This window comes from Cryobacterium sp. M25, assembly GCF_002929635.1.
Lineage (GTDB): Bacteria > Actinomycetota > Actinomycetes > Actinomycetales > Microbacteriaceae > Cryobacterium > Cryobacterium sandaracinum.
In genome coordinates this window covers 76,892-100,936 of the sequence record NZ_PJJU01000050.1, presented here as the reverse complement: position 1 = coordinate 100,936, position 24,045 = coordinate 76,892, and the positions used below count along the sequence as shown (strand labels likewise).

21 protein-coding genes and 1 tRNA gene are annotated in these 24,045 nt (G+C 65.0%); 12 read left to right on the top strand and 10 right to left on the bottom strand.

Annotated elements, in window-relative coordinates:
- The first annotated feature begins 9 nt into the window (after positions 1-9).
- Genes CXY81_RS08035 through der form a run of 3 tightly spaced genes read left to right on the top strand, consistent with a single transcriptional unit; the run spans position 10 to position 3,295 of the window.
- A complete protein-coding gene (locus CXY81_RS08035) occupies positions 10-1,092 on the top strand; it encodes a prephenate dehydrogenase (RefSeq protein ID WP_104194532.1) in 1,083 nt (360 codons plus the stop codon).
- Between the two features lie 2 nt (positions 1,093-1,094).
- Entirely contained in the window at positions 1,095-1,781 is a 687-nt protein-coding gene (gene cmk, locus CXY81_RS08030; RefSeq protein WP_104194531.1) for a (d)CMP kinase, read from the top strand.
- Positions 1,778-3,295, top strand: a complete 1,518-nt coding sequence (der, locus tag CXY81_RS08025) for a ribosome biogenesis GTPase Der (RefSeq protein ID WP_104194530.1) — start codon at positions 1,778-1,780, stop codon at positions 3,293-3,295. The genes cmk and der overlap by 4 nt, the downstream gene beginning before the upstream one ends.
- Here der and CXY81_RS08020 read toward each other — a convergent pair.
- Entirely contained in the window at positions 3,292-3,669 is a 378-nt protein-coding gene (locus CXY81_RS08020; RefSeq protein WP_104194529.1) for a hypothetical protein, read from the bottom strand. The two genes, der and CXY81_RS08020, sit on opposite strands and share 4 nt — an antisense overlap.
- A gap of 340 nt (positions 3,670-4,009) precedes the next feature.
- Here CXY81_RS08020 and CXY81_RS08015 point away from each other — a divergent pair.
- Positions 4,010-4,086, top strand: a tRNA-Pro gene (locus CXY81_RS08015).
- 242 nt (positions 4,087-4,328) lie between these two features.
- On the opposite strand, the gene CXY81_RS08010 is transcribed toward CXY81_RS08015, so the two are convergent.
- The 6 genes from CXY81_RS08010 to CXY81_RS07985 all read right to left on the bottom strand — a co-directional run bounded on the left by CXY81_RS08010 (position 4,329) and on the right by CXY81_RS07985 (position 9,259).
- Positions 4,329-6,260, bottom strand: coding sequence for a hypothetical protein (locus tag CXY81_RS08010; RefSeq protein ID WP_104194528.1), 1,932 nt, complete (start codon positions 6,258-6,260; stop codon positions 4,329-4,331).
- On the bottom strand, positions 6,257-7,258 hold the full coding sequence (locus tag CXY81_RS08005) for a tyrosine-type recombinase/integrase (protein ID WP_158252032.1): 1,002 nt from the start codon (positions 7,256-7,258) through the stop codon (positions 6,257-6,259). Before CXY81_RS08005 ends, CXY81_RS08010 begins: the two co-directional genes overlap by 4 nt.
- Positions 7,259-7,350: 92 nt before the next feature.
- Complete coding sequence (locus CXY81_RS08000; protein ID WP_104194526.1) at positions 7,351-8,259, bottom strand: site-specific integrase; 909 nt, start codon at positions 8,257-8,259, stop codon at positions 7,351-7,353.
- Entirely contained in the window at positions 8,256-8,558 is a 303-nt protein-coding gene (locus CXY81_RS07995) for a hypothetical protein (RefSeq protein WP_104194525.1), read from the bottom strand. Before CXY81_RS07995 ends, CXY81_RS08000 begins: the two co-directional genes overlap by 4 nt.
- Positions 8,559-8,597: 39 nt before the next feature.
- Positions 8,598-8,903 carry a hypothetical protein gene (locus tag CXY81_RS07990; protein ID WP_146067654.1) on the bottom strand — a complete coding sequence of 102 codons (306 nt, stop codon included), beginning with the start codon at positions 8,901-8,903 and terminating at the stop codon, positions 8,598-8,600.
- Positions 8,903-9,259, bottom strand: coding sequence for a hypothetical protein (locus tag CXY81_RS07985; protein WP_104194523.1), 357 nt, complete (start codon positions 9,257-9,259; stop codon positions 8,903-8,905). Before CXY81_RS07985 ends, CXY81_RS07990 begins: the two co-directional genes overlap by 1 nt.
- A gap of 204 nt (positions 9,260-9,463) precedes the next feature.
- On the opposite strand from CXY81_RS07985, the gene CXY81_RS16385 reads away from it, so the two are divergent.
- Positions 9,464-9,976, top strand: coding sequence for a hypothetical protein (locus CXY81_RS16385; RefSeq protein WP_158252031.1), 513 nt, complete (start codon positions 9,464-9,466; stop codon positions 9,974-9,976).
- A gap of 95 nt (positions 9,977-10,071) precedes the next feature.
- Here the strand turns inward: CXY81_RS16385 and CXY81_RS07970 are convergent, their stop codons facing one another.
- Positions 10,072-11,940, bottom strand: coding sequence for a hypothetical protein (locus tag CXY81_RS07970; protein ID WP_104194522.1), 1,869 nt, complete (start codon positions 11,938-11,940; stop codon positions 10,072-10,074).
- A gap of 304 nt (positions 11,941-12,244) precedes the next feature.
- On the opposite strand from CXY81_RS07970, the gene CXY81_RS07965 reads away from it, so the two are divergent.
- Both CXY81_RS07965 and CXY81_RS07960 read left to right on the top strand, forming a co-directional pair.
- A complete protein-coding gene (locus CXY81_RS07965; protein ID WP_104194521.1) occupies positions 12,245-12,838 on the top strand; it encodes a hypothetical protein in 594 nt (197 codons plus the stop codon).
- 168 nt (positions 12,839-13,006) lie between these two features.
- Positions 13,007-13,849, top strand: coding sequence for a metallophosphoesterase (locus tag CXY81_RS07960; RefSeq protein ID WP_104194520.1), 843 nt, complete (start codon positions 13,007-13,009; stop codon positions 13,847-13,849).
- 253 nt (positions 13,850-14,102) lie between these two features.
- Here CXY81_RS07960 and CXY81_RS16970 read toward each other — a convergent pair whose 3' ends face one another.
- Positions 14,103-14,990 carry an Ltp family lipoprotein gene (locus tag CXY81_RS16970; protein ID WP_104194519.1) on the bottom strand — a complete coding sequence of 296 codons (888 nt, stop codon included), beginning with the start codon at positions 14,988-14,990 and terminating at the stop codon, positions 14,103-14,105.
- A gap of 51 nt (positions 14,991-15,041) precedes the next feature.
- Positions 15,042-15,593: a hypothetical protein gene (locus CXY81_RS16640; RefSeq protein WP_199183017.1), complete on the bottom strand. Its 552-nt coding sequence runs from the start codon at positions 15,591-15,593 to the stop codon at positions 15,042-15,044.
- Here CXY81_RS16640 and CXY81_RS16380 point away from each other — a divergent pair.
- The 5 genes from CXY81_RS16380 (at position 15,592) to CXY81_RS07930 (ending at position 24,041) form a co-directional block, all read left to right on the top strand.
- A complete protein-coding gene (locus CXY81_RS16380) occupies positions 15,592-15,738 on the top strand; it encodes a hypothetical protein (RefSeq protein ID WP_158252030.1) in 147 nt (48 codons plus the stop codon). The genes CXY81_RS16640 and CXY81_RS16380 overlap by 2 nt on opposite strands.
- 164 nt (positions 15,739-15,902) lie before the next feature.
- Positions 15,903-18,071, top strand: coding sequence for a hypothetical protein (locus tag CXY81_RS07945; protein ID WP_104194518.1), 2,169 nt, complete (start codon positions 15,903-15,905; stop codon positions 18,069-18,071).
- On the top strand, positions 18,071-19,687 hold the full coding sequence (locus tag CXY81_RS07940) for a class I SAM-dependent DNA methyltransferase (RefSeq protein WP_104194517.1): 1,617 nt from the start codon (positions 18,071-18,073) through the stop codon (positions 19,685-19,687). The genes CXY81_RS07945 and CXY81_RS07940 overlap by 1 nt, the downstream gene beginning before the upstream one ends.
- An 11-nt stretch (positions 19,688-19,698) precedes the next feature.
- Complete coding sequence (locus tag CXY81_RS07935; protein WP_104194516.1) at positions 19,699-20,853, top strand: restriction endonuclease subunit S; 1,155 nt, start codon at positions 19,699-19,701, stop codon at positions 20,851-20,853.
- Positions 20,853-24,041, top strand: coding sequence for a type I restriction endonuclease subunit R (locus CXY81_RS07930; protein ID WP_104194515.1), 3,189 nt, complete (start codon positions 20,853-20,855; stop codon positions 24,039-24,041). The genes CXY81_RS07935 and CXY81_RS07930 overlap by 1 nt, the downstream gene beginning before the upstream one ends.
- Positions 24,042-24,045 lie beyond the last annotated feature (4 nt).

The window sequence follows — 24,045 nt, the reverse complement described above, 5'->3', positions numbered from 1 at the left end:
GGAGTTCCAGTGGTTGAATCTCGCCTGATCGGGCCCGTGCGCGTCGTGGGCGCCGGCCTGCTCGGCACCAGCATCGGCCTGGGCCTCCGCGCGCGCGGCATCGATGTCATCCTCGCCGACGCGTCGCCGACCAACCTCAGCATCGCCGTCGACTACGGCGCCGGCCGCGCCGCCACTGCCGGCGACCTGCCGCAGCTGATCGTGGTGTGCGTGCCGCCCGACGTGACGGCCGAGATCGTCGCGCGTGAGCTGGCCGCCCACCCGCAGGCGATCGTGACGGATGTTGCGAGCGTCAAGCTCGCCCCGCTGCAGGAGCTGCGCGCGCTGGGGGCCGACGTGTCCCGCTACATCGGCGGTCACCCGATGGCCGGCCGCGAACGCGGGGGACCCCTCGCCGGCCGCGCCGACCTCTTCGTCGGCCGCCCCTGGGTGGTGGCCGCGCACGACGCGATCAGCTACCAGCAGGCCACCGCGATCGACGACCTGATCCTCGACCTCGGCGCAATCCTGGTCGAGATGAGCCCCGAGGAGCACGACAGTGCGGTGGCGCTCATTTCCCATGTGCCGCAGGTCGTCTCCACGATCATGGCGCGCCGGTTGACGGATGCCACCGGCTCGGCCCTGAACCTCGCCGGCCAGGGTCTGCGCGACGTGACCCGCGTCGCGGCCAGCGACCCCGAGCTGTGGGTGCAGATCCTCGGCGCGAACGCCGAACCCGTGCGGGACATCCTCCTGGCCTACCGCAACGACCTCGACCGCTTCATCGACGCCTTGGAAGCCCCCGCCGCACCGGGCGCGCGCCGCAAGGTGGCCGAGGAACTCGCCGGCGGCAACGCCGGGGTGGCCCGCCTGCCCGGCAAGCACGGCCAGGACCGCCGCTTCGTGTCGCTCAGCGTGATGGTCGACGACACCCCCGGGCAGCTTGCCCGACTCCTCAACGAGGTCGGCGAGGTCGGGGTCAACCTCGAAGACCTCCGCCTCGAGCACTCACCGGGCGCCCAACTGGGCCTGGCCGAAATTTCTGTACTCCCTGAGGCCGTTGGTCGCCTCACCGAAGAGCTGGCCGCCCGCGGCTGGCGGATTGCTGGTTAATCATGGGTCGTCACTCAAGCCCCCACATCGTCGCCATCGACGGGCCGGCCGGCAGCGGCAAGTCCAGCGTCAGCCGCGCCGCCGCCAGGCGCATCGGCTTCGACTACCTCGACACGGGCGCCGCGTACCGGGCCTTCGCCTGGTTCGTCAGCGACCGGGGCATCGACCCGGAGAACACCGACGCCGTCGTGGCCGCCCTGGGCGACTTCGACTACTCCATCGGCATCGCCCCCGACGAGCACGTCGTTCGGGTCGGCCGGGCGGATGTCACCGACGCGATCCGCGACCCCGCCGTCTCCGCCATCGTCAGCTCCGTGGCCCGCATCCCGGAGGTGCGCACGCACCTGACGGAGCTGTTTCGCGCCATCGCGGCAAGCTCCAAGCGCACCGGAATCGTGATCGAGGGCCGGGACATCACCACCGTGGTCGCCCCCACCGCCGAGATCCGCATACTGCTCACGGCTTCCGAGGAGGCTAGAATGACTAGGCGCTCTGCGGAAATATCGACCCAATCGACTGAAACCGTGGCGGAGCAGCTGCGATCGAGGGATCGCGCTGACTCACAGGTTGTCGAATTCATGAGCGCCGCAGACGGTGTGACCACCGTCGACTCCACCCATCTCGACTTCGAACAGACCATTGACGCGGTCCTCGACGTCATCAATACCTACCGCGAGGCCATCGCATGACCAACAACAACGACTTCGACGACACGATCCCCGACCCCGACACCGAACTGGTGACGCGCCTGGACGATCTCGACGACGACCTGGTGACGCAGCGCGCCGCCGCCCTCCGCACCGGATTGAACGAGTACGATCTCGATGACGAGGACTTCGACGTTCTTGACACGGTGACGGAAGACCCCGACGCCATCCAATACCTGCCGGCCCTGCCGGTCATCGCCATCGTCGGCCGCCCGAACGTGGGCAAGTCCGCGCTCGTGAACCGCATCCTCGGCCGCCGTGAGGCCGTCGTGGAGGACACCCCCGGGGTGACCCGCGACCGCGTCACCTACAAGGGTGAATGGCACGAACGCCGCTTCAGCCTCGTCGACACCGGCGGCTGGGAGCCCGACGCCAAGGGCATCGACGCATCCGTCGCCGCGCAGGCCGAACTCGCCATTGAACTCTGCGACGTCGTCATGTTCGTCGTCGACGCCAACGTGGGACCGACCTCCACCGACGAGGCCGTCGTGCGCCTGCTGCGCAAGGCCGGCAAGCCCGTCTTCCTCGTCGCCAACAAGGTCGACGACATCCGCCAGGAGCCTGAGGCCGCGAGCCTCTGGGCGCTCGGCCTCGGCCAGCCCTGGCCCGTCTCGGCTCTGCACGGCCGCGGCGTTGCCGACCTGCTCGACGCGATCCTCGAGGAACTCCCCGAGATCTCCGCCGTCGCCAAGCAGGAAGTCGGCGGACCGCGCCGCGTCGCGATCCTCGGCCGACCGAACGTGGGCAAGTCGAGTCTTCTGAACAAGGTCGTCGGCGAGGAGCGCGTTGTTGTCAACGAGCTCGCCGGAACCACGCGCGACCCCGTCGACGAGCAGGTTGAGCTCGGCGGCAGGGTGTGGCGCTTTGTCGACACGGCCGGCATCCGTCGTCGCGTGCACCTCTCGCAGGGCGCCGACTTCTACGCCTCACTGCGCACCAGCGCCGCCCTCGAAAAGGCCGAGGTGGCCGTGGTCCTGATCGACGTGACCGAGGTGATCAGCGAGCAGGACGTGCGCGTGATCGACCTGGTGCTCGAATCCGGTCGCGCCCTCGTGCTGGCCTTCAACAAGTGGGACCAGATCGATGACGACCGTCGCCGCTACCTGGAACGTGAGATCGAGCAGGACCTGGCGCACGTTTCCTGGGCGCCGCGGGTGAACATCTCGGCCAAGACCGGCCGCCACATGGAGAAGCTCGTTCCGGCCCTCGAGACCGCTCTCGAAGCCTGGGACACCCGCATCGCCACCGGCAAGTTCAACGCGTTCCTCGCCGAGCTGGCCGCGTCGCACCCGCACCCCGTGCGCAGCGGCAAGCAGCCCCGCATCCTGTTCGGCACCCAGGCGTCGAGCCGCCCGCCGACCTTCGTCATCTTCACCACCGGGTTCCTCGACCCGGGCTACCGTCGCTACATCCAGCGTCGCCTGCGCGAGGTCTACGGCTTCGAGGGAAGCCCGATCAACATCAGCATGCGCGTGCGCGAGAAGCGCAAGCGCTAGCCGCTTCGCGCGTCACAAGGCCCCGATCGGGAGATATTCCATCTCCTGGTCGGGGCCTTTTCGGTCGTCTGAACCACCAGATCCATTACGACCCGGCCTTTCCGCACCCGCGCCGCGGGCTTGGGCGACAGTTGCGCACAGCAGCGCCGCCGCAACTCCGCGCTGCCGATTCCGACCCGCACCACGATGCACGTGACCGGCCACACGGATGCGTCGTCAGGCTTCTGCCGGCTGCCCACGGTGACCACCTTCGCCCGTTGCAGCCGCGAATACGCCGGCTTCGGCTCGACCGCGCACCAACCGACCGGCTCTCCGTCGAGAAACGCGATGACGCCCGGCCCGGGCGCGCTGGCCTGCACCTGCTCCCGCAGCATCCCGGCGCATGCTTGCGCTGTGGCCTTCTGGAACTCCCGGTTCGGTAGCTTGAAGTACTGGCACCAGCATCGTGCCTAGTCGCCGCGGGCGGCGAACACCTGGCTCACGTCTTCCCGCAGCACGGATGCGGCGGCTTCGACCCTGATCTCACTAGTCTGTTGGCATTCACTCACACTCCCCCCGCGCCGTCGCTGTGCCACTGCGTCGGTCGCCCGTGCTCGGTCAGCGCCGCGACTTTCCCACCGCGGCCCCAGACGGTGCGCGGGTGGTTCCCAGACGCGGTAAGATATTCAAGTTGTCTCCCGCTGATTCTGTTCGTTGGAATCGTCGCAAGAGCGGCGGGCTGTGGCGCAGCTTGGTAGCGCACTTGACTGGGGGTCAAGGGGTCGCAGGTTCAAATCCTGTCAGCCCGACCAAAGGGCCGTTCGCGAAACTCTTCACGAAACGGTCCGGTCGAAACAAAAAGAAATCGCTCCTGAGGCTTCTCAGGAGCGATTTCTGGTTTAAGGGCTTCTCGCGTCCGTTTCTGGTCGCGATTCTTGAGTTGTGTGCGGGATCTCGGTTGTTCAGCGTGTCTTCGGGCGTTTTTACGCGCGTCGGATTGTCTCGAATGCTGGGTGTTTGCCCTCTCGGGCAGTATCGGTGGCCGCCTTGGTGGCTATCTCCTCAGGGGTGGCCCGCCGGTCCCGTCGACTGAGCCTGGTGGTTTCGTTTTGTCTGGGCGGAGAACTCCGGGCGGGTAGGTGTCCGTGTAGGGGTTGTGCCATTCGCGATCTCGGCGTCGCACCAGAGCGACCACGGGTTCGCCACGGGACTCGCTCTTCGCGTCGGCTTTGATCTTGTCGCTGATGAACGCTGCGATCTTGCGGAGGTTGAAGTTTGTCAGCAGCATCGTCACGATGATCTGGGCAGCTCCGAGTCCGCGCACCCGGCGTCGTCCCGCGGATTCGATGTCTTCGGTTCCGCCGGCTTTGACTTGGGCGTTGAGGGATTCAATGGAGTTGCGGGCATGGGTGTGGAACTCCGACCACTCCCCGGTTCCATATTCAAATGCCTGATTGTTTCGGCGGTTCTTCGCGGTGTCGAAGGAGACGGAATGTTGTTGGCAGATCTTGTCGGCGAAGTCAGGAACGTCGTCCGGGTCGACACCGGGGCGCTCCTTGTCAGTGACGGTCTTGAGGAGTTCCCGCAGGGGACAGGTCACGGACGGGCTGGGGCCCAAGGCAGGGCAGCGCAGGACGACACGGCCCTTAGCGTCGGGCTTCTCTTTGACGTGGAGTTGGAACGCGGTCCGGCTCTTGATCCTGGCCCGATAGGTTTCTGTATCGATGATTCCGCTTTTGAGGTCTATCGTCGCCTCCTGAAGGGGCTTGGGGGTTCCAGGGCAGTATGTCCCGCCTTCAATGTAGTCAGCGCCGTGGTCTCCTCCCTGGATCCCAAGGCGGTCGATGCGGTAGTCCGTCGAAGGTGTGTAGCCTTCGGCGAACGCGGGGTCATGGAGGCGAGCTTGAAGCGCGTTCGCAAAATAGTCCTTGTCGGCGTCGCAGACTCCAGGTTCCAGCCCGGTGGATGCTGTGGTGCCACGCATCAGGGAGACCGCTTCTTCAGCGACATTGATGTTCGGCAGGCTGAGAGTCGCCGCAACGGCGAGCCCGGGGAACCGATGCTTGCCGGGGGCTTCCGCATCTACTCGGACAGCGATGTTGGCTTCCCAGCCCCATCTGTAGTTTGATTCAGCTTTGCCCTTCGTGGGGGCGGTCGGGTCCGTTTGGCCTTTGGGGGTGTCAGTTCGTGGTCCGGTGCGGACATGCCAGCCTGCGAAAGCATCGACAGGACCAGGTTTCAGCGATCGCTTGTCGACGACTGTCGCCTCGTCTGCCACGCGTTTGGCCAGAGTATTGCGCGAGTATCCCTTTGTCGTTGGGGTTTCGATGTAGGTCTGGTCCAATGAGATGTCGACCTTCTTTGAGGCACGTCGAATGCTTCGTGGCTGTTCATCGAAGGTCATTTTGAGGAACAATCTAGTGAATTCGTCGAGTCGGGCTTTCCGTTTTTCGGCTAGTTCAGCATCGTGTGCTGCGATGATCTCCTGGATTTCGGTGTAGGTCTTCGACTTGCGACGTTCCTGCGGGAACGGGTCCATCAGGTCGTTAATGCGGTGGAAGGCCCTGCACGTGTTGGCGTACCAGCGATTCTTTTCCGCGACGTGACCGACGAATCCGGTCATGGGGCGCTCGAGTCCGAGGAGTTCACCTGACGCGTCGCTGAGCCGGTACATGAACAGGTCCCGCAGCGAAGTCAGAAAAACGGCGGAGTTATCTTTGGCCAGCAGCATTATCCCGGTGAGAAGCGCCCGTTCCGAGATGAGGGACGGACGACCGCCGATGCTGAAAGGGGTCGCGTCTTCGTCGCTCCACTCCTGCAGTCGCTTGAGGATACCGGTCTTCCGAACCCGGCTCTCCGCGAGTTTCACGGTGTCGTCGTCAATGAGCTGGTGGATCCGACCGCGGCCCATGACCTCGGCCTGCGTCATCCCGCCAAGATCAGGGTCGTATCCGTTGAATCCGTAGTCGATGTCGCCGGCGCTCATCGGGCGACCTCTTCGCCGATGATGACGCCGACGTAGTCAGCGACGTCCAGGGGGCGAGCGTGCTCGAGGTGGTCGTGGAGGCTGGTGCTCGTGCTGAAACCGGCAATGGCCATGAGTATCGGCAGAGGGAGCCCGTTGTCGATCTGGGCGACAACCCAGGTTGAACGAAGCCGCGACACCGTGGCCCGAACCTTGCAGGGATGTTCGGTCAGGAAGGTTTGAATAGCGCGGGGCCGGTACTCCTCGAAACGGTAGGCGCGGAAAATGTATTCGTCAGCCTCCGTGCGTCCGGCGAGGCTACGCATCAGCGTGCGGCTCCAGGGGTTCCGAACCGGAACCCTGCGCGCGTGGCCGCCGGGGATGTTCACGAAGACTCGACCGTCAACAACGTCGACGTCACCGATCCGCATGTCGATGATCTCGTCCGGGCGCAGCCCCGCACCGCCGGCGAGGCCGAGGAGAGCCTGGGCGTTTTGTCGTTTCAACGTTGTGGTGAGGCTCGCCGCCCAGCTGTGCATGGACGCGACCTCGGCGCTGGTGAACGGGCGGCGGCTGGGATTGCGATGCAGTGAAGGGAGACGTGTGACGCCGGTGTCGGCCAGGGTTTCGGCAATGGTTCCGAGCTGGCGCACGAGACCCCACCGGTGGGCTTTGGAATGCTTGGGAAGACGTTCCTGCAGATACCGGTAGATGAGGTTCTGCGTGTACACGCGCTCGACGGTGAGCGTAGTGCCCGTTGAGGTCCACACCCAGGCGTTGAACCGGGCCGACATCGTCATCAGCCGCCGCACGGTCTCGAAGGTGCGGGGTTGCATCCGGATGGCGTTCACGATCGTGAACTCACGCACCGCATCCCACTGCACATGCGAGAGCTGCGGCCGGTAGCGGATGATGACGTGCCACACGTGGTCGGGAAGTTCTGGGTCCAGGGCGCGGAGGTGGGCGTAGGCCTGGGAGTCGGTGAGGAATTTGTCGTTGAGTCGGTTTTTTGTAGTCACCCAGAGTGTGTGTGCGGCGGATTTTCGGGGCCAGCAGCGGATTTCTCTGAATCGCACCATTCTCGATCACCGCAGCGCAACCAAAGCCCTGATCAGAGCTTTTTAGTGAGTGATTTGCGAAAGGGTGGGATTACCCCCGTTCTGGGGGTAAATATGGCTAGTTTGTCGAGGGCTGCCAGGTTTTTCAGCCCTGAGATCCGCAGCAGTTCCTGGGGTGGCGTGCCGCTATGAAGATGGTCGAGCAGCCAGGTGGCGCGCATGCGACTGGGGCGCACGTCCAAGTCTGTGCGGGCGCGCAGCAGAAAGTCCGTGACCTGCCCGGAGGTCGCGCTGAGTCGACCAGGGCGGAAGAGCCAATCCTCGGGTTGGAGGTCATCGAGGATTCGCCGGAGGGGGCGTTCCCAGTCGGGACGGAGTGGGACGACCCGGGGCCGCCCCTCCCACACGATCACCTGGATGCGGCCGGTCCTGGTGTCGAGGTCCCGGACGCGAACACCGAGGAGCTCCCGCGAGGCCAGGCCGGCCCCGAGGCCGAGGGCGAGGAGGGCGATCGCGTCTCGGCGCCGATGTTCGGTTCCCTGCGATGTGGCCCAGCTGTAGAGCGCCGCGACCTCTGGGGCCGAATAGGGTTTCGTGGGTGCCGACCGGGAGATCGGCCGGTGACTGCGGTTGAGATCGGCGGGGTTCAGGTTTTCGATCATCAGCCAGAGCGTTGCCCGGTGAGTGGCTCTGCTGCCTTTGGTGTATCTCGTCATTGCCAGATGGATGAATTCTTCGACGGTGGCCCGGCGGAAAATGCGTTTCCGTTCAAGTGGCGTGCCGCGGCTCTGCCAACACCACAAGACGAACGCGACGGCAGCGGGGTAGAGCGAGCGCTCCTCGCGACCCGTTGCTGCTGCGGTGTCGGTCACGGCGGAGGTGATGAACTCGCCAATGACGTCCCAGTAGGGCAGCGCATTGATGGGCCGGTAGTCGTAGGGCGGCTTCTGGTAGTCGGTCATCGCCGGATCAACGTCTTCGGCACGGAATCAATGCGGACAACGGGGGTGGATTCGCGGGTCGTCAACCACACGCCCGGCACATTCAAGTTGATCAGCAACACCATGGGCCGACCGATGTGACACTGGACAACCTCGAGTAAATCGATGTCGTCGCCGTCCTGGCGCAGGCGAAGGGGCGATTGAACCCCGGGACTGGTCACACGTCGAAGTAGCCGTCGGTCGAGGTCGAGCCAGTAGCGAGTGGCGGAGGCCGTCGTTACGACGTAACAGCCGGTTGCGTCATCCGTCAAAGTATCCACGCTGTGCTCCTTCCGGGCCCGACTAGCCCATTTCGCCGATCACTCCGCGGGTGCGGGTGCGGGGGCGATGCTCTGGATCGTGGTGGACAGCTGCCAGTAGTTCTCGACGAAGGCCGACTCGTCATCCTCGGGATTCATCAACCAGTAGCCCCGTGCGCCGACCCCGCAGCGCACGATCTCACGGAGCGGCCGCGTCCGATCGTTCACGGTTCGACTGGCACCTTCGCCGGGGATTCGGGTGACCGTCATCGCGTCCAGATCGAATCGATACGTGGAACTCAGCGTCGTCACAATCCAGCGGCCGCCCTCGGCACCGGTCAGCTCCTCCGTCCGTTCGCTGGCCATCACTCGGGGCGATCTGCCGGCTGAGCGGGCACAGGTTCAATGCGCACGACGGTGCTGGAACGTTGCCAGTAGTACTCAACGGTCTCAATGTCGGGGCCTTCGGGGTTTAGGAGCCAGTAGCCGAGCTTTCCAACCCTGCACTCCACGATCTCCCTCAGCGGGCGAGTGGGCCCATTATCCGTGGGGGCGGACGAGGGATCGGGAAACCGAAACCTGTCGATGGTCATGGCGTCCAGGTCGATCCGATAGGTCGAGTCCTCAGTCGTGATGAGCCAGCATCCGCCTTCGATACCCCACAGGAAATCCGGTCCACTCGCCCCGGAGTCGCCTGCAGCGCCTTCAGCCATGTCAACCATGCCGCACCCCGTTTCTCTCGGACCGGGTGTCCACCTGTCGGACCACTTCGGTCTGCTGAAGGTCAACGCTACGAAAGCTGCCGATTTCAATCAGCCGACTCAGCGACAAACCCGACCAGCCCCGTGGTGAAAGGTAGGACACACGGGAGTCTTCAGCGGCTTCAGCAATAGGCTGCGAGGCAAATAGCCACGTGGAGGTGGACCATGGCCGGAGCAGAGCGTCCCGGGGAACCGGACACCTCGGGGGTTTCCGAGCCCGGTGTGTGGCGGCTCAGGCGAGCCATGGCGGCGAGCCCGGATGTGGTTTCGCCGCAGCTCGCGCGCAGCCTGCAGGCGACAGAGAACATGTGGCGCAGTATCGCCGCAGAGTTTGGGTTGCTGACCAGCGGGCAAGTCGCCGAACGTTTGGGAGCCAGCCCGTCAAACCGGACGCTGGCGGCCAGACGACGCGCTGCGCATCAGATCGCCGGCGTCGTCCGTCGGAACGCCGTCGTGTATCCGGGTTTCCAACTCGATCGGACCCACGGAACGATCATCCCGATGATGGCGCGGCTCATCGAACTGGCGGCGGCAAATGGTTGGTCCGAAGAGAATTTGTTGCTATGGCTGTGCTCTCCGACGACGGCATTTGATGCGGAGGACCGTCCCGTCGATCATCTCGAGCAACCGGATGCAGTGTTGCGTGCGGCCAAGAATCAGTTCGAGGCCCGGTGGTGACGGTGTTGAGGCTGCCCGTGCAAACCACGGGCTTTCGGCGACCCCATACAAGAAGTCGCTCCTGAGCATCCTCAGGAGCGACTTCTTGGATTCGGCTACGTCGTAGGCGCAGCACCTTCCTCACGGGTGCACCGGGCTGCCCGCTGACGGTTTCCGCGACGCGCGTTCGTGGTTGTTTCTACCGCCACTGTGTTCGAGGCCTGATCCTGGATTTCAACGCGTAGGTACGCGGCGATTGTGCGCAGGTTGTAGTTGGTGAGCAAGATCGTCACGAAGACTTGGGCAGCAGCGAACCCGCGCACAGTCCGGCGAGAGGCGTCGTCAAGACTCTCGAAAACAGGGTTTTTGACACCGGCGTTCAGGCTTTCAACGGAGTTCCGTGAGTGAGTATGAAATTCCTGCCACTCCGGGCTCCCATACGTGAAGGCCTGACGCTCACGCAGACCGTCGTATTTGTCAAAGGTCACGGACTTCTGGGTGCAGATCTTGTCGGGAAAGTTCGGAAGGTCGTCCTCGTCGACGCGAGGGCGGTTCGAGCGGACGTTGCCTCCTGGAATGTCGCGCAGTGGGCAAGTGACGGCCGGGCTGGCACCGACGGCGGGGCACATCATCCGGACCCGGCCCTGGTCATCGGGCTTGCCCTTGGGACGAAGCTCGAAGTGAACGCGTTGCTGAATGCGACGTTGATATGTATCTGGGTCGATGGTGCCGTTGACGTGATCCCTGGACGCGTCTTGGAGTGTCGTGGGCATGCTGGGGCAGTAGGCCTTGCCTTCGATGAAGGTTGATCCGAACTGGCCGCCTTGCACTCCGAGTCGCTCGACGCGGTAATCGGTCGACGGTGTGAACCCGAGGTTGAACGTGGGTTCGTGGAGGCGTTCGACAGGAGAGTTGGCGAAGTAGGCCTTGTCGGCATCCGTGATGCCGGGTGCGAGGCCTGTGCTGAGTGCCGAACGCATCAGCGAAACGGCTTCTTCGGCCACCCCGATGTTGGGCATGCTCAGGGTTGCACTGATCGCCAGCTTGGGGAATTGGGATTCCCCGGGGTGTTCCGAGTCGACGCGCACGGCGATGTTGGCAGCCCAGCCCCAGCGGAAGTCGCTCCTGCCGTTGTGAGCCCTGCCCAACCACCATCCGGCGAACACGTCGACAGGTGCTGGCTGACGGAGCAGAGGATTGGTGCCAATTTCGTCCGCAACCTTCTTGGCCAGGGTCTTTTTTGAGAACCCGCCGGTGGTGGGCGACGCGATGAATGTCTGCTCGATGGCGAGGTCGATGCGGCTGGTGGCCTGGCGGAGGTGCCGCGGCTGCTGCATGAATGTCATGTGCAGGAACCCCTCCGTGAATTCGTCCAGACGGGCTTTCATCTTCTTCTCGCGGTCGGCGTCGTGCGCATCCAGAACGGCCTGGACCTCCGTGTAGGTGGACGAAGTGTTCCGTTCCTGCGGGAAGGGATCCATCAGGCTAAGCATGCGGTGGAAGGCACGGTGAGTGCGGCCCATCCAGCGCTTCACCTCGCGAGCATGACCTGCGAAACCAGGTGCGGCGTCCGGGAGGCACAGAAGCGTGCGGGACTCGGCGGGCAGCCGGTGTTGAAAGACCAGTGCGAGGGAACTGATCTGGAGCGGACCGTGTTCGCTGGCGATCAGGAGAAGCCCAACCAGGATGGCGTGGTCAGAAATGAGGGCGGGCCGTGCGCTGGCACCGGTGACCTGAGCGTCCTCGCTTCGCCACGCATTCAGCTTGTCAAGGATGCCGGTCTGGAGAACACGGGAGTGGGCCAGAGCGACCTGCTGCGAAGTGAAGACATGGTCTATGCGACCACCGGAGTTGACTTCCGATGCGCTCATGCGGCCGTAGTCGGTGGTGTCCGGTGTGGTGGAGTCAGCAGTCATGGTTGTCATCAGATTGGCGAGGCTGTTGGTGTCGGAGTTGAGGTTGTCGGTGAATCGGTTGTTTGTCATAAAACATATGTGTGCGGCTGATTTCGGGCCCTGAGCAGAATTCGGTCATATTCGGCATGGTCCAACCCCCTGCCTGAAGGTAATACCTGATCAATTGCAGAAAAAGAATTTCAGAATAATTTCTGAGATTGTCGGATCCGTCGATATTGGAACGCCTCGCACCACAACCGTAGGAAGAATTCGCGGATCAATCCGCCGATTCATGGACGGAGTTCCATGAGTCCGAGAACGATCGCGCACCTTTGGGCTGCCCCGCGCATGACCTCGTCGAGGCCGCCACCCCGGTGGCCACGACGGGCTACCCATGAACGGCACGAACCCCCAAAACCTGTTCGCCAAAGCCGAGGTGCTCTGGCTGAAAGAACCAGATCCGGACCCACGCTCGGCCCGCTACGCGGAAGCCGACAAGAACAGTGCACACCGCGACGCTGCCCGGACGACCACAGTCAAACGCCCAGCCAACTGGGTCTCTGCCCTCTATGGCTACGAAGACTACTGGCGGGAGAACGGGCGAACCCCGCGCGAGCGCACCCGAAACCTTGCCACCCTCCCCGCAGAAGAACGGCGCCGGGGCGAGTGGGCCCGGTACCAGCGCCGCTTCGAAGACAAACTCTGCCGATACCAGCTCCTTCGGCTCGACGTCTCACCGGCATTCGAGTGGGATCCCCACGACCAGGCATGGCAGGAAAACTTCGACGCCTGCGTCCAACACGTCGACCTGACCGGGAAACTGCCCTACCTCAACGGTGCAGACAAGGTGGAGTTCGCGCTGGCTAGATGGTTGGGCCGGCAGCTCCGACAGTTGCAGATGGGAACACAGCCCGAGAGCCGGGCCGCACAGCTCGCTGTGCTCATGGCCCTGCAGAACACTGGATCTGGACTCCGCCACTCCCGCTGAGAACGGGATACCCGAAAGACCGACTCGTCGACAACGGATGCCCGGCGTGCACCCCAAAGGGAACACCGCACCGTAATTTGGTGACATGGCCGTTCACGAACCGGAGTCCCGATGTGGGTGTCTCGCGCTCGGTGACCGCCGAGCGCGGGACAAGACGGCGAGGGCGCAGTGATCACAGCGACCGGGCCGGGCGCACTGTCGGCCGCCAGTCGCATCGGATTCCTCGGCGACACCCACGGCGACATGCAACACGTGCTGACCGTGGCACGAACGATGTCAGCCCGAGGGATCGAACATCTGGTGGTCCTGGGCGATTTCGGGTTTCTGTGGCCGGGGCGCAACTGGGGTATCGATATTGACAAGCTGAGCCGACGACTCAAGATGACGGCCCAGACCCTCGCGTTCGTTGACGGCAATCACGAGGACTTCGACCTCCTCTACAAGTTCCCGGTCGCCGATGACGGGCTGCGCTGGATCCGACCGAACATCGTCCACATCCCGCGTGGTTACAGGACCGTACTCGCCAGCGGAGCCACCCTTGCTGCCCTCGGCGGCGCCAATTCGGTCGATATCGGCCATCGTGTTCCGGGGCGTTCCGTCTGGACGGAAGAGTCAATCACCGAGGCAGACCTCACCACGCTCGGGCACGAAGAGGCCGACGTACTCATCGGACACGATGCACCTTTGGACCTCCCGTCCCTAGATGCGTGGCTGGCGGCAACAGACCACGGGTGGCCGCCAGCCGGCCTCAAGTACTCCGCTGAAGGACGTGCCATGTTCCATCGCGGGTTCCAGCAAGTACGTCCCCGGCTCTACCTCGGTGGCCACTACCACCGGCACATCGACGAACTGGTCACCTACAGCCCCGCCGACCGGGAATTCCAGACACGCGTTGTGATCCTGGACCAGGGCGGCTCAGCATCCGCGACCAGCCAGGCCATCCTCGACGTGCGAACGCTCAAACTGGAATTCATCACTCGGGATGGTGGCAAAGAAGGACCCACGAAATGAACACGGATGCGCTCGATGATCGCGAAGGCACACCCGCTGTTTACTGGCGATCAAGGCAACCCTCCTCATCTTCTCCTCGATCTTGAAAAAACCAGCGGTGTCTGTGGCGGTGAGTATTACAGCCACGGTCTTCGCTCTCCGCGCACGCTCGCAATGACCTAATCCGAGCAGCTGTACAGGGCGGTCGACGCTATCCATGCCCGGGAACAGCGAGAACCCCGCGCTTGGGCGGGGTCCTCGCTGTGGCAACGGGTTAGTCGTTCAGGTGCACGATGGCGAAGTCCGCTTCCTCTGCGGTGAACTGCTCCCCATACTCGCTGGTGAGCTGCTCACGAATCGACTCCGGGGACATGGCCATAGTTTCCTGGTACGTCTTCGCCTTGGCGAGAGCGTTGGCGTTCCAGTCAGCCTGCACGTTGTCCACCCCGAACTGGGCGGCCTCCGGCGAGAATTGTTCGCCGTACTCCGATGTGAGCTGACCGTAGAGTCCGGCTTTGCTCATGTGCATAGTCTTCGAGTAGCTCGCGGCCTTGACCAGCGCGGAGGCGAAGTCGGCAGGCACGGCTGGGGCCGGAGGCTCGGGAGTCTGCGTCTCCTCAACGGGACCCGCCTCCTCAACTGGCGCCGTCGTCTCGACCGGCTTCGGTTCCGTCGTCGCAGCTGAATCCTCCGCGGCGACCGGCGCCACGGCGGCGGGCGTTGCATCGGTGGCCGTGGCCGCGTTCACGCCCGAGATGAGCATCGAGAGGGCGATCAGGGCGGCGGAGACGATCCAGGCGATCTTCTTGTTCTGGTCGTAGCCGGCCAGCATCCGTCCCTGCTTGTCCCGCTGTGCTCCGGTGAGAACCAGGATCAGGTCGACCAGAACCCACACGCCCAGACCACCGAAGGTGAACAGTTTGAGCAGGCCGGTGCCGACCTTGCCCAGGTAGAAGCGGTCGGCGGCGAACATTCCGAGCAGCAGGGCGAGCAGCCACGTCACCACGAACGACTTGTCCGAGACGAGCACCGGTCCGGATGCCCCGGCCGAGTCGGCAGGGAAGCCCGGCCGCGGTGCCGGGGGAGCGAGGGGGATGGGTTGTTCCTGCTGCGCGGCGGGAACGCCGCCTGCACCTGAATTGGTGGGTTTGATCTCGGACATGCTGTGTCTCCTGTTCGATTGATGCTGTGTGAGTGGCAATGGGGGAGTGGGTTAGTCGGCGGGCATCTCGATCACGATGTCGAGGCCGTTGTCGGGGTGGTAGCCCCACGAGGCGGAATAGTCCTCCCAGGTGCCGGTCTGCCGCCCGTCGAGGGCCCGGGTGCTGTCGATCCGGTTGATGACGCTGTCCGGGGTGTCCAGCTCGAGGAGCACGCAGGCCAGGTCCTCGAAGTTCGCACCGGCCGCTTCCTCGCCCTCGCCCTCGCTTTGCATCGAGATGCTGCGGCCCTCATCGCCCACGGTGATCCAGGGGTTCGTCTCGACCTCACAGGTAGCGGCGGCATCCGCCATCGGGTTGCCCATCGCGATCGAGCCGAGACCGCCGGCAACGGATGCCACGAGCAGCGACCCGACGACGCCCGCGACCAGGCCGAGGCCCACTCCGACGGCGCCGATCCTGATTTCGCGGGAGCTGAACGCCGGCGGCGATGCGGGAAGTGGCGCCGGGGTCGAGGGTGCTGCTGCAACCGTGGGTGCTGCAGCATCCGTCGTCGAACCGGCCGGCGCCTCAATGCTCGCGGTGCTGTTCTCCTGTGTTGTCATGACCGTGATCTCCTATGAATGGTCTGGCGAAGCGCTGACTGCCGAGCGTGGCAATCCCGGCAAACCGCGCCGAGTGCTGAAGTGGTGGGAGCAGGCGGTGCACGGGCGTTCCCCCCGTGACCGTGCGCCGCCTGCCTATGCCTGAAACTTCGGGTGGATCAGGCACAACGTCACGCTAGGGGCGACCGTGAGACTGCGCGTGCAGGTGTCTGATAACAGGGGTTATCAGCAAACGTCACGCGCAGTGGCGTCGCTGCCCTAACCTGAAGACACACGAGCAGACACACAACAGGCAGAGGGGGAGCGCGAATGAGCACGTCTGAGCCGGCGCTCCTGATGACGATGTCCGACATCGCAGCCCTCGCCCGGGTGCAACGCCCGGTCGTCTCGGTCTGGCGCACCCGCTCCGCCCAGACCGCCACCCCGTTCCCCGCCCCGGTGAGTCGCCGGCGCGGCCAGGAACTCTTCGAAGCCCACCAGGTGGGCCAGTGGCTCACCGACACGCGCCGCGGCAAGAACCCCGAAGCGTTGACGGATGCCGCAGCCCACGCCGCCCCCGCCGATTCGGCCGGCAGTGCGCAGTCCTCCCTCGGCGCGGTGACCGCCCTGCTCGCCCTGCGCAGCCAGCTCGGCACGCCGCTCGGCACGCTCAGCGACGCCGACCTGCTCGACGCCGCCGACGAGCACGATCCCGACGACGCCCTGTTCTACCGGGAAATCGACGCACTCGGCCCTGCACGCGGCGCGCTCATCGGCTACGTCGACGCACTCGTGGAGGCCGCCTACGGCGAGGCCCCGGCCTTCGAGGGTCTGCTGGCCGACCGGTTCCGGATCGACCTGCGCGACCTCAGCGAGACGGCCCTCAGCGGTCCCGCACTCGAGCTCCTGGCGTTTACCGCGTCGGCGCTCGCCGCCACCATGCCAGGAGCTCCGTTCGTCGACGCCACCGGGAGCGCCGGCGACATCCTCCTCACCCTGGCCCACGCCCACGCCGACCCCAGTGACCTCACCGTGCTCACCCCGAACGACGACGGCGACGCGGCGCGGCTCCTCCGTCGGCGCCTGCTCGTGCACGGCATCACCCGCGTGGGCCTGGAGGTGGCGCCGTCCGGGGCGTTCGCGGTCGCCGGTTCCGCGGTGCATATCGCCCAATTGCCTCCGCCGGGCCGGGCCGCGATGGCACCCGCCGAGATGCTCTCCGCGATCGATCAGATCGTGCTGCAGATGACCAACGACCAGCTCGGCGTGGTCATCGCCCCCTCGGCGGTGCTCAACGATGCCGGCCTCTCCCGGGAGAGCGAGGAGCTGCGCTCCACCCTGCTGCGCTCGGGCCGCGTGCGCGCGATCGTGCGCCTGCCGGCCGGACTCCTCACCCACAAGCCCCAGCAGGCCCAGGCCCTCTGGGTGCTCGGAGCCGCGCACGCCCACGTGCCCCTCGCCGACCGCTGGACCATGATCGCCGACCTCACCGCAACGCCCCTGACCTCAGCGGTGATCGACGACCTGATTAGCGACCTTGTCGCCGCTCTGGGTGACCGCGGCACCGTGCGTGCCCACGCGTTCCGGTTCGCGCGCTTCGTGCTGACGCGCACCCTGCTCGCCCGCCGGGACTCGCTGGTGGCCGGTGCGCGCCCGGTCGCATCCGTGCCCGCAACGCAGGGCGCCGCGCTCGCCGTGCGGGTCGACGAACTGCTCGCCCTGCTGACCCGAGCGCCGCTCCAAACAACCAAAACGGATGCCGCACCCGGCCTCAGCCACCTCGCCCACCTCTCTGCGAACGCACCTGGCCCCGCCGGCCAATCCTCGGGCGGGCACACGCCCACCACCCCGGCGGTCACCCAGACGGTGGAACAGCTCGTGTCCGCCCGGCACCTGCGCTACATCCCAGGCAACCGCCTCGACGCCGGCGACGTGACAGAGGTCACTGCCGAGGGCACCGCCGGGAGTCGGCGGAGTGCTGCGGGCATCCGTCTCATCGGGCCAGCCGAGGTGCTCGGCGTGACCTCGCTCGGCCAGCGGCATATCGACCGGCTGCGTTTTGCCGCCGACTATCCCTCGGGCCGGGTGACGGAACCGGGAGACGTGGTCTTCACCACCGTGCCGCACCCGGCCGCGATCGTTGACCGGGAGGGCACCTCGGTGGTGCTCTTCCCGGCGCGCATCCTGCGGATCAGTGCCGACGACCCGAACGGGCTGCTCAGCGAGGTGCTCGCCGCGGACATCACGGCGCTGCCACCCGGGCACCGGCGCTGGCAGCGCTGGCCGCTGCGCCAGGTGCACCACCGGCAGAGCCGTGCGCTCGCCGACGCCCTGGCCTCGGTACGGTTAGAGCAGGAACTGGCGCACGCGCGCCTCGCCCACCTCGACGAGCTGACCTCCCTGCTGATGGCGGGCGTCACCGCCGGCAGCCTCACGGTCTCCTCTACTACGGGCCCACAAATTTCACACGCATTCGCTCCATCGGAAGGAACCAACTAGTGGCACCCAAGATCAAAGTCGCGGCCTTGCCGTCGACCATGAAAGAGCTGAAGGACACCCTCTGGAAGGCCGCCGACAAGCTGCGCGGATCGATGGATGCCTCGCAGTACAAAGACGTCATCCTCGGCCTGGTCTTCCTCAAGTACGTCTCCGACGCGTTCGACGAACGCCGTGAGCAGATCCGCACTGAGCTGGAGACGGACGGCCTCAACGACGACCAGATCGCCCAGCTCATCGACGACGTCGACGAGTACACCGGCCGCGGCGTGTTCTGGGTGGGCGCGCGTGCCCGCTGGACCTTCCTCGCCGAGAACGCGAAGGGTCTGCCCGCAATCGCGGGGGAGACGCCGAAGTCGATCGGTTTGCTCATCGACGAGGCGATGGACCTGATCTCCGCCGACAACGCAGCCCTCGCCGGCTCCCTCCCGCGCATCTACAACCGCGACGGCGTCGACCAGCGCCGCCTCGGTGAGCTGCTCGATCTGCTGAACTCGGCCCGCTTCACCGGCCACGGCGCCACGAAAGCACGCGACATTTTGGGTGAGGTCTACGAGTACTTCCTGGAGAAGTTCGCGGCCGCCGAAGGAAAGCGCGGCGGCGAGTTCTACACGCCCGCCGGGGTGGTGCGGGTGCTCGTCGAGGTGCTCGAACCCACCCACGGTCGCGTCTACGACCCGTGCTGCGGCTCGGGCGGCATGTTCGTGCAGACCGAGAAGTTCCTCGAGTCACACCACAAGGAGGGCTCGAACATCTCCGTCTACGGGCAGGAGATGAACGAGCGCACTTGGCGGATGGCCAAGATGAACCTCGCGATCCACGGCTTGAACGGCAACCTCGCCAGCCGCTGGGGTGATACCTTCGCTCGCGACCAGCACCCCGAGCTTCAGGCCGACTACGTGCTCGCCAACCCGCCCTTCAACATCAAGGACTGGGCGCGCAGCGAGAGCGACCCCCGCTGGAAGTACGGCGTGCCCCCGGCCGGCAACGCAAACTACGCCTGGATCCAGCACATCATCTCCAAGCTGGCCCCCGGTGGCAGTGCCGGTGTCGTGATGGCTAACGGTTCGATGTCGTCGAATTCGAGCGGCGAGGGAGAGATCCGCGCCCAACTCGTCGAAGCTGACCTCGTCTCCTGCATGATCGTTCTACCCACCCAGCTGTTCCGCAGCACCGGTATACCGGTCTGCACGTGGTTCTTCGCCAAGGACAAGACGGCCGGAGAACACGGCAGCATCGACCGCACCGGCCAGGTGCTCTTCATCGATGCTCGCAACCTCGGCCATATGGTTGACCGGGCCGAGCGCGCGCTCTCCGACGAGGACATCGCCAAGATCGCAGGCACCTATCATGCGTGGCGCGGTACGGCGTCAGCGACGGATGATGCACTCACTTACGCAGATGAGCTGGGCTTTGCCTATTCCGCCTCATTGGCAGAGATCCAAGCCGCCGACTATGCTCTCAGCCCTGGTCGCTATGTCGGCGCCGCCGAAGTCGAGGGCGATGGCGAACCGATCGAGCTGAAGGTTCAGCGTCTGAGTCATGAGCTCTTCGCCCAGTTCGACGAGTCGGAGCGGCTCGCGATGGTCGTTCGGGAGCAGTTGGGGCGTCTCTCGTGACAGATCAAGTCATGCTGAACGCGCTCTTGGCATATCCGCTGCGCAGCGGTGTGACGGTCTCGGCCGCGAGCCGTGGCTCAGGAATAAAGATGCTCAACATGGGTGAGCTCTTTAAGTATCCGAGGATTCCTGATGTTGACATGGCGCGCGTTGACCTCACTGGGTTCGATGAGGAGCGGATCTTGCTCAGGCCGCGCGACCTTATGTTTGCTAGGCGGTCACTCACGCTCGAAGGTGCAGGGAAGTGCAGCATCGTCGCGCAGATAAATGAACCGACTACGTGGGAGAGCTCGATTATTCGTGCGCGCTTGGACCCCTCAATCGCCGATGCCCGCTTCTATTTCTACTACTTCTCATCTCCGGTCGGACGTCGACAAATGGAAACGATCGTGGAGCAGGTAGCGGCCGCAGGCATACGCCTGACCGAGCTAGGGAAGCTTTTCGTACCTTTCCCCGAGCTCCCCGCTCAGCAGAGGATTGCCGAGGTGCTGGGTGCGCTGGACGACAAGATCGCCGCCAACATCAAGCTGGTCGGAAAAGCGGACGATTTTTCCCAAGCTCTGTTCAAGTCGCTTGTGAATGAGTCAGCGTCAGCGCCTCTTTCGACGACTGCTCGTTTTGTGAACGGTAAGGCCTTCACGAAGGGTGCCAGTGGCGCGGGTCGCGTTGTCATTCGAATTGCAGAATTGAACTCTGGTATCGGCGGGTCGACTGTGTTCAGTGATGCAACTGTGGGCGATGACTTCCTCGCAAGACCCGGCGACATACTGTTCGCCTGGTCTGGTTCCCTCACGCTGCACAGATGGTTCCGACCCGAAGGCATCGTGAATCAACACATTTTCAAGGTAATTCCGAACGGCTATCCGTCATGGCTTGTCTACGAGTTGATTCGATCGAGACTTGCGTATTTCAAGGGGGTCGCTGCGGACAAAGCGACGACGATGGGACACATTCTACGAGGGCACCTGGACGAGCTGGTCGATGTCCCGACCAAGTCCGCGATCGGCCGGGTAGATGCGTTGATGACTTCGGTTTGGGATCGGACGCTTCTCGCCGAGCGCGAGAACGAGACTCTCGCCGCAACGCGAGACGCACTCCTCCCGCAGCTCATGTCTGGCAAGCTTCGGGTGAGGGATGCAGAGAAAGTACTTGAGGGGGTGCTCTGATGGCGGGATTTTCGGAAGCGGAGTGGGAGCAGGTGGCGCTCGAGCTGCTCAGCGAACCGTTGGGCTGGCAGCCGACGGCGGGTGAGCAGATCGCACCGGGCAGTGGGGAGCGGGATAGCTGGGATGAACTGCTCATCCGCTCGCGGCTGCTCGACGCGCTGCGGCGGCTGAACCCGACGGTTCCGGCGGAGTACCTGGTGCAGGCGCTCGCCGAGATCGCCTCGCCCAAGTCGCAGGACGCGATCACCGAGAACCACCGCATCCACGACTACCTGATCGACGGGTTCCGGCTCAGCTACATCGGTGACGACGGCACCGAGGTGAATCCGAGCATCCGTCTGGTCAGCGCCGAACCGTCGGAGAACGACTGGCTCGCGGTGAATCAGGTCACGCTCATCCGCGGCGACTACAAGCGGCGCTTCGACCTCGTGCTCTACTGCAACGGCATGCCGGTGAGCGTTATCGAGCTGAAGAAGGCCGGCAGTGAGACGGCGGATGTCGCCGCGGCGCACGCCCAGCTGCAGACGTACCTGCGCGAGTTCCCGATGGCGTTCCGATTCTGCGTGTTCACGCTGGCCAGCGACGGGATCCTCGCAAAGTACGGCACCCCGTTCACGCCGCTCAACCACTTCTCGCCGTGGAACGTCGACGACGACGGCACCCCGGTGAAGCCCGGCGACACGAACGACTGGAACGCGACCACCGGAATGGAGATCGCGCTGCTCGGCCTCTACAACCAGGAGCGGTTCCTGCAGCTGATGCGTTCCTTCACCGCCTTCGACGAGGGGGCCGACGGGCTCGCCAAGCGCATCGCGAAACCGCACCAGTACTTCGCCGTCACCAAGGCCGTCGGCAGCACTGCGCAGGCGGTGGAGAGCAACGGTAAGGCCGGCGTGGTCTGGCACACCCAGGGCTCGGGCAAGTCGATGGAGATGGAGCTCTACACCAACCTGGTGTCGCGGCATCCGAAGCTGAAGAACCCCACGGTCGTGGTGATCACCGACCGCAACGAGCTCGACGGGCAGCTCTACGAGACGTTCGCGGCGAGCCTGCTGCTGCCGGAGAAGCCGCGGCAGATCAAGCGCCGCAGCGAACTGCGCGACGAGCTCAGCAACCGCGCCACGGGCGGCATCTACTTCACCACGCTGCAGAAGTTCGGGCGCAGCGAGGCCGAGAAGCAGGCTGGCGCGGAGCATCCGCTGCTCTCCGACCGGCGCAACATCATCGTGGTCGTCGACGAGGCACACCGCAGCCACTACGACGACCTCGACGGCTACGCCCGCCACCTGCGCGACGCCCTGCCGCACGCCACCCTCATCGCGTTCACCGGCACGCCCATCTCCTTCGACGACCGCAACACCCGCGACGTGTTCGGCGAGTACATCGACATCTACGACCTCTCCCGCGCCGTCGACGACGGCGCCACGGTGCCGGTCTACTTCGAGCCGCGCCTGATCAAGGTGAACCTGGCGACGGATGTCACGGAAGAGATCCTTGACGAGGCCGCGGACGAAGCCACCGTGGGGCTGGATGACACCGAGCGGGCGCGGATTGAGGCATCCGTCGCCGTGGTCAACGCCGTCTACGGCGCCCCGGACCGCATCGCCGCCCTCGCCGAGGACATCGTGACGCACTGGGAGAACCGGAGTGGCCAGATGACGAAGTTCATCGAGTCGCCCGGCAAGGCCATGATCGTGGGCGGAACGCGCGAGATCTGCGCGAACCTGTACTCGGCAATCGTGGCGTTGCGTCCGAAATGGCACTCCGACGAGCTCGACAAGGGTGTCATCAAGGTCGTCTACTCGGGCACAGCATCGGACACGCCGCCGGTCATCGACCACGTGCGCCGGAGCTCGGCCAACGCCGTGGTCAAGGCCCGGCTCAAGGACGTCGACGACGAACTGCAGCTGGTGATCGTGAAAGACATGATGCTCACCGGCTACGACTCGCCGCCGCTGCACACGCTCTACCTGGACCGGCCGCTCAAGGGCGCGTTGCTCATGCAGACGCTCGCACGGGTGAACCGCACGTTCCGTGGCAAGGAGGACGGCCTGCTCGTGGCGTACGCGCCGCTCGCCGACAACCTGGCCAAGGCGCTCGGCGAGTACACGAAGACAGACCAGGAGAGCAAGCCCATCGGGCGCGACGTCGACGACGCCATCGTGCTGACCCTGTCGCTCGTCGACACGCTGCGCGCGATGCTCGCCGGGTATGACTGGAAGGCGGAGCTCGCCAAGGGCGGGCCGAAGCGCTACCTGAACGCGGTGACCGGTTCGGTCAACTACCTGCGGGATCCGGCGACGCCGGGCAACCAGGTGGCCGAGGGCGAAGAGACCCTGGCGGCCGCGTATCGCCGCTACTCGGGGCAGCTGTCCCGGGCGTGGGCGCTGTGCTCGGGTGCCGGGTCGCAGGAACTCGAGGAGCGTCGGCCGGAGATCCAGCTGTACGAAGAGGCCCGGGTGTGGATGGCCAAGTACGACGCCTCCGACCGTCAGGCCCGGGGGGAGCCGGTGCCGGAGGACGTGCAGCGCCTGCTCGGCGAGCTGATCGCATCCGCGACGAGCGCGGGCGGGGTGCTCGACATCTACGAGGCGGCCGGGATGCCGAAGCCCTCGCTCGACGATCTCAGCCCGGGGTTCATGGCCAAGACGCAGCAGGCACGCAACCCGCAGCTTGCGATCGAGGCGCTGCGCAAGCTGCTCACCGATGAAGCTGTGCGCACGACGCGCAACAACCTGGTGCGCCAGCGCGCCTTCTCGGACCGGATCTCCGAGCTGATGAACAAGTACACGAACCAGCAGCTCACCTCGGCCGAGGTGATCGCCGAGCTCGTGGCCCTGGCCCGCGAAGTCGCCGCGGAGGCCAACCGCGGGGCCAGTTTCGCGCCGCCGCTCAACCACGACGAACTTGCGTTCTACGACGCCGTCGCGCAGAACGAATCGGCCGTCGAGGTGCAGGGCGAGACCGTGCTGGCGGACATCGCCCGCGAACTGGTGGCCGTGATGCGCCGCGACGTGCGCACCGACTGGACCGTGCGCGACGATGTGCGCGCCAAGCTGCGCTCCTCGATCAAACGGTTGCTCGTGAAGCACGGCTATCCGCCGGACCGTCAGCCGGTCGCCATCAAGCTCGTGATGGAGCAGATGGAGTCGATGGCGCCGCGGTACAGCGAAGAGCGGGCATCGTAGATGT

Excerpts from the sequence above, each read along its gene's own strand:
- CXY81_RS07945 (WP_104194518.1), top strand. The coding sequence starts at position 15,903 with ATGAGCACGTCTGAGCCGGCGCTCCTGATGACGATGTCCGACATCGCA.
- CXY81_RS16970 (WP_104194519.1), bottom strand. The coding sequence starts at position 14,990 with ATGTCCGAGATCAAACCCACCAATTCAGGTGCAGGCGGCGTTCCCGCC.
- CXY81_RS08010 (WP_104194528.1), bottom strand. The coding sequence starts at position 6,260 with ATGAGCGCCGGCGACATCGACTACGGATTCAACGGATACGACCCTGAT.
- CXY81_RS08020 (WP_104194529.1), bottom strand. The coding sequence starts at position 3,669 with ATGCTGCGGGAGCAGGTGCAGGCCAGCGCGCCCGGGCCGGGCGTCATC.
- CXY81_RS08000 (WP_104194526.1), bottom strand. The coding sequence starts at position 8,259 with ATGACCGACTACCAGAAGCCGCCCTACGACTACCGGCCCATCAATGCG.
- CXY81_RS16640 (WP_199183017.1), bottom strand. The coding sequence starts at position 15,593 with ATGACAACACAGGAGAACAGCACCGCGAGCATTGAGGCGCCGGCCGGT.
- CXY81_RS16385 (WP_158252031.1), top strand. The coding sequence starts at position 9,464 with ATGGCCGGAGCAGAGCGTCCCGGGGAACCGGACACCTCGGGGGTTTCC.
- cmk (WP_104194531.1), top strand. The coding sequence starts at position 1,095 with ATGGGTCGTCACTCAAGCCCCCACATCGTCGCCATCGACGGGCCGGCC.
- der (WP_104194530.1), top strand. The coding sequence starts at position 1,778 with ATGACCAACAACAACGACTTCGACGACACGATCCCCGACCCCGACACC.
- CXY81_RS07930 (WP_104194515.1), top strand. The coding sequence starts at position 20,853 with ATGGCGGGATTTTCGGAAGCGGAGTGGGAGCAGGTGGCGCTCGAGCTG.
- CXY81_RS07985 (WP_104194523.1), bottom strand. The coding sequence starts at position 9,259 with ATGGTTGACATGGCTGAAGGCGCTGCAGGCGACTCCGGGGCGAGTGGA.
- CXY81_RS07970 (WP_104194522.1), bottom strand. The coding sequence starts at position 11,940 with ATGACAAACAACCGATTCACCGACAACCTCAACTCCGACACCAACAGC.
- CXY81_RS07990 (WP_146067654.1), bottom strand. The coding sequence starts at position 8,903 with ATGGCCAGCGAACGGACGGAGGAGCTGACCGGTGCCGAGGGCGGCCGC.
- CXY81_RS07965 (WP_104194521.1), top strand. The coding sequence starts at position 12,245 with ATGAACGGCACGAACCCCCAAAACCTGTTCGCCAAAGCCGAGGTGCTC.
- CXY81_RS07935 (WP_104194516.1), top strand. The coding sequence starts at position 19,699 with ATGCTGAACGCGCTCTTGGCATATCCGCTGCGCAGCGGTGTGACGGTC.
- CXY81_RS16380 (WP_158252030.1), top strand. The coding sequence starts at position 15,592 with ATGACCGTGATCTCCTATGAATGGTCTGGCGAAGCGCTGACTGCCGAG.